The sequence below is a fragment of the Nocardia sp. NPDC050408 genome (assembly GCF_044458905.1).
Classification (GTDB): domain Bacteria; phylum Actinomycetota; class Actinomycetes; order Mycobacteriales; family Mycobacteriaceae; genus Nocardia.
This window is the reverse complement of sequence record NZ_JBITIL010000052.1, coordinates 1-4,136: the sequence shown is the minus strand read 5'-3', so window position 1 is coordinate 4,136 and position 4,136 is coordinate 1. Positions and strand designations below refer to the sequence as shown.

The 4,136-nt window shown below is 64.9% G+C and carries 3 protein-coding genes; all 3 read right to left on the bottom strand.

The genetic code is table 11. The features are described from left to right. Positions 1 to 865: 865 nt before the first annotated feature. Positions 866 to 1,174, bottom strand: coding sequence for an ATP/GTP-binding protein (locus ACIBJI_RS42495; protein ID WP_364360278.1), 309 nt, complete (start codon positions 1,172 to 1,174; stop codon positions 866 to 868). A 1,226-nt stretch (positions 1,175 to 2,400) separates the two neighbouring features. After that, a complete protein-coding gene (gene nucS, locus ACIBJI_RS42490) occupies positions 2,401 to 3,087 on the bottom strand; it encodes an endonuclease NucS (protein WP_364360281.1) in 687 nt (228 codons plus the stop codon). A 58-nt stretch (positions 3,088 to 3,145) separates the two neighbouring features. After that, a complete protein-coding gene (locus ACIBJI_RS42485) occupies positions 3,146 to 3,895 on the bottom strand; it encodes a rhomboid-like protein (RefSeq protein ID WP_397088849.1) in 750 nt (249 codons plus the stop codon). Between the last annotated feature and the right edge of the window lie 241 nt (positions 3,896 to 4,136).

The window sequence follows — 4,136 nt, the reverse complement described above, 5'->3', positions numbered from 1 at the left end:
CGCGCCACTCAACCTGCCTCCAAAGTCCGTGGTCACCCCAGGGAGACATGATCATCCCGAGCCAGATTCCACGTAACTTTTAAACTGATCAAACGCCAGACGTTCGGCCCCGCCGAACCCGACCTGCTCCGCAAACGAATTCTGCTGAGCGCCTGAACAATCCACCCGGACAAAATCACGGAAAGTGGTACAGATCCGATTTTCGAAGAGCGCTGACACTTCTGACTGTAGGCGCGCACCGTTTGTCGTAGCCGCACACCGTCTGCACGGGGTGTGCCATGGCGACTCGGGGCGTGGAGTGCAGGGTTGCTCTGGTGCAGGAAGATTCAGGTACCACAGCCGCCCCCGCCGTGCCCACAGTCTTGTCTTTACGCCGCAAGCTGCGCCTCTGTCGTGAGCGCACCCTTCATTCGGCGCGCACCGTTCGCGTGGTGTGCACTGGCGGCGCGGTCGAATGCAGTGCAGAGGGTTGCTCTGGGGTGCAGGAAGATTCAAGTACCGCAGTCGACCCTGCCGTGCCCGCAGTCTTGTCTTTACGCCGCAAGCTGCGCCTCTGTCCGTGAGCGCACCCTTTACCCAACGGTGCTCTTCTGCCTGTAGGCGCGCACCGTTTGCGCGGTGTGCACTGGCGACGCGGTCGAATGCAGTGCAGAGGTTGCTCTGGGGTGCAGGAAGATTCAGGTATCACAGCCGCCCTGCTGTGCCGCCGGTCTCGTTTTTACGCCGCAAGTTGCCCCTTGTCTGTGGACGCAAAGTTATCCAAAGGTGCTCTTATGACAGCACCGTTTGTCGTAGCGGCACACCGTCTGCGCGGGGTGTACTGGCGACTCGGGGCGTGAAGTGCAGGGTTACTTTGGGGTGGGATTCAGGACCAGCGACGGGTGATTCGGCGGGTGCGACGGCCGTTCCAGCAGCCGCGGTGCCAGTGTCTGCGATCGTCTTCGCCGCCCTCGAGCGCCCACGCGACGACATGGGCTACCCCGGGCGGGATTTCGTGATCGCAGCCGGGGCAGCGATACGTTTTGGTCGCACGGCTACCTGGGACGGTTCGCACGATGTACATATCGTCGCTGTTCGGCCCGGCCTCCCGCCGACCGAAGACATCGCCGATCGGCGGAGCCCCCTCCTGCGAGCGGCCCACCTGACGTTCCGTCCGCGGTTTCCGTCGAGGCATCCCATAAGCCTAGGTCGTGGCCGAGTTCACGCTGAACGCGCAGTCCGCCCCCTCCGCACACGACATCCCGCACCACACACGTTTGCCCGGCTACCCCATCCGCAGCGAGCAAACTCGCGCGGCAAACGAACCCGTTCCCCACAACACAGCCATGCGCAGCCACGAAAATCGCACCTGCCGAACCATAAGCACCACCCACTGACCGGACGCACCACCAACGACGCCACGCACCACCAACGACGCCACGCACCACCGGCGACGCCACACACCGCCAGCGCCCCCACACACCGCCCGCTGACCTCACGCACCACACGACCTCACGCACCCCGGGGATCCAATCCACGCTCGCCGCGCACCATTTTCCTGCGCCGTGCACACTTGCCCGGCCACCACCGACGACCTCACGCACCACCAGCGACCTCACGCACCACCAGCGACCTCACGCACCACCAGCGACCTCACGCACCACCAGCGACCTCACACACCACCAGCGACCTCACACACCGCCAGCGACGCCACGCACCGCCAGCGACCTCACACACCGCCAGCGACCTCACGCACCACCAGCGACCTCACACACCGCCAGCGACCTCACACACCGCCAGCGACCTCACACACCACCGGCGACCTCACACACCACCGGCGACCTCACACACCGCCCGCTGACCTCACGCACCACACGACCTCACGCACCCCGGGGATCCAATCCACGCTCGCCGCGCACCATTTTCCTGCGCCGTGCACACTTGCCCGGCCACCACCGGCGACCTCACACACCACCGGCGACCTCACACACCACCGGCAGCTCCCCGCACCGCCCGCTCACGCACCCCGGGGATCCAATCCACGCCCGTCGCGCACCATTTCCTGCGCCGGTGCACACTGGCCTGGCGAACCCACCGCGGCACACGACCCCATGCCCGTCGAGCAAATCAATGTGCAGCGCGCGACCCATGCGTGCGGGGCGAGGTCACACGTAGCGGGCAAGTTCACGCCCAGCGAACGAGCGCAGGCGCGACCACCGATCCCATGTGCAGCGGCGGCAGGCCCGAGTGCGCTAGGCGAACCCATGCGCGGCCGGCGAACTCACGCAGCGGCGAACCGAACCAATGCGCAGCAGGCAAGTTCACGCCCAGCGGGCGAACTCACGCGCGAGCGCCGACCCATACACAGCGGCGCTAACCGGTGCGCAGTAGACGGAGTCATTCGCCACGGCGGGGAGAAAACTAGAAGAGGCGGAATTCGTTGCTCTCGGTGCCGCGTAAGGCGTCGTAATCGAGGGTTAGGCAGCGGATGCCGCGGTCTTCGGCGAGGGTGCGGGCTTGGGGTTTGATTTGTTGGGCGGCGAAGACGCCGGCGACGGGGGCGAGCAGCGTGTCGCGGTTCAGGAGTTCGAGGTAGCGAGTGAGCTGCTCGACGCCATCGATTTCGCCACGACGCTTGATCTCGACGGCCACGGTGGCGCCGTCGGCATCGCGGCAGAGTAGATCTACCGGGCCGATGGCGGTCATATACTCGCGGCGGATCAGCGTGTAGCCGGGGCCGAGGGTCTGTACGTGTTCGGCGAGCAGCTCCTGAAGATGGGCTTCCACACCGTCTTTCACCAGACCCGGGTCCACTCCCAGCTCATGCGAGGAGTCGTGCTCGACGTCCTCGATGGTGATGCGCAGTTCCTCACCCGCCTTGTTGGTAACCACCCAGAAGGCCTTCGCTCCCTCGGGCACCGCGTCACCGTCGCGCTCCTGCAACCAGCACGGCGGACTCATCCAGTTCAGCGGCTTATACGAGCCGCCATCGGAATGTACGAGGACCGAACCGTCAGCTTTGATCAGCAACAATCGGCGGGCCATCGCGAGATGGGCGGTGAGTCGCCCTACGTAGTCGACCTGACAGCGAGCAATCACTAGGCGCACCCAAGCACTGTAGGTGAGCGCCCGGTCCCGCCCGGCGTCACCCCTGCCGCGTCGGCGTTCAGCCCATGAGCAGGATTGCCGCGAGGAACGCGCTCACAGCGAGCAGGCCGGATTCGACCCGCGTGAGTCGGCGGGTAGACGCCGCTTTCGCGCGCAGCATGCCGAAGCCGACCGCGGTTCCGATGACGAACCCCAACAGGTGACCGACATTGGTGAAGGTCCGTTCGATCAGCACACCCTCGGCCGCGACGATGAACCACACAGTGGACCAAGCGATTCGCCAGCGGTGTGGAATGGCGACCACGATCGCCCCGACCAACGCCATGGCGCCGTAGCTGACGCCGACGTCCTGGGCCCAGCGGATGCTGGCGGGCAACCAGTCGGCCTCGATCGCTACCCACAGACCGAGCGCCACAAGGAGCGTGGCACCGATATGTCCGGCCAGGAACACGCGCACCATATGCACAGCACCGAAACGCAACTCGGCAAGTGCCAGTAGACAACCGAGCAACGGAATCAGCACCCATGCGGCACTGACGTCGCCGATCACCAGTGCGCTCGACAGCATGGTGCCCACTTGGCCGTTCAGCAGATTGTGCAGATTCGTACTCGCATGCAGCACCATCCGCGCCTGCGCCGACTCGCTCATCGCCGAGAAGACCGCCGTAACAGCGACAAGGGCCGCCAGATATCCGAACGTCGCCGGAAGCCTCAGCTGCCACCAGCGCGAGCGAAGCGGCCTGAGGGGATCGACCGGCGCGCGGTCGGCGGTTGTCGTCGCTGCGACCATCAACACCTCCATGCACATCGACCGCTCCTACTCGGAACCTGCCGATGCTGATTACTACTTTCTGTCATTCTCCATCATGGCCACCGGAGCGCCGCATAGGGTAACTATTCCCTGTGAGATTGCTACGAAACCTCGTACCGCACCGCGCGCAAGGAGAATATAAAGCAAAAAGGCCCCCAACGGTGTTGGGGGCCTTTCGCAAGGATGTTCCGGCGGTGTCCTACTCTCCCACACCCTGTCGAGTGCAGTACCATCGGCG

Bases quoted from the DNA above. Each gene is read 5' to 3' on its own strand.
- ACIBJI_RS42495 (WP_364360278.1), bottom strand. From the start codon at position 1,174: ATGCCTCGACGGAAACCGCGGACGGAACGTCAGGTGGGCCGCTCGCAG.
- ACIBJI_RS42485 (WP_397088849.1), bottom strand. From the start codon at position 3,895: ATGTGCATGGAGGTGTTGATGGTCGCAGCGACGACAACCGCCGACCGC.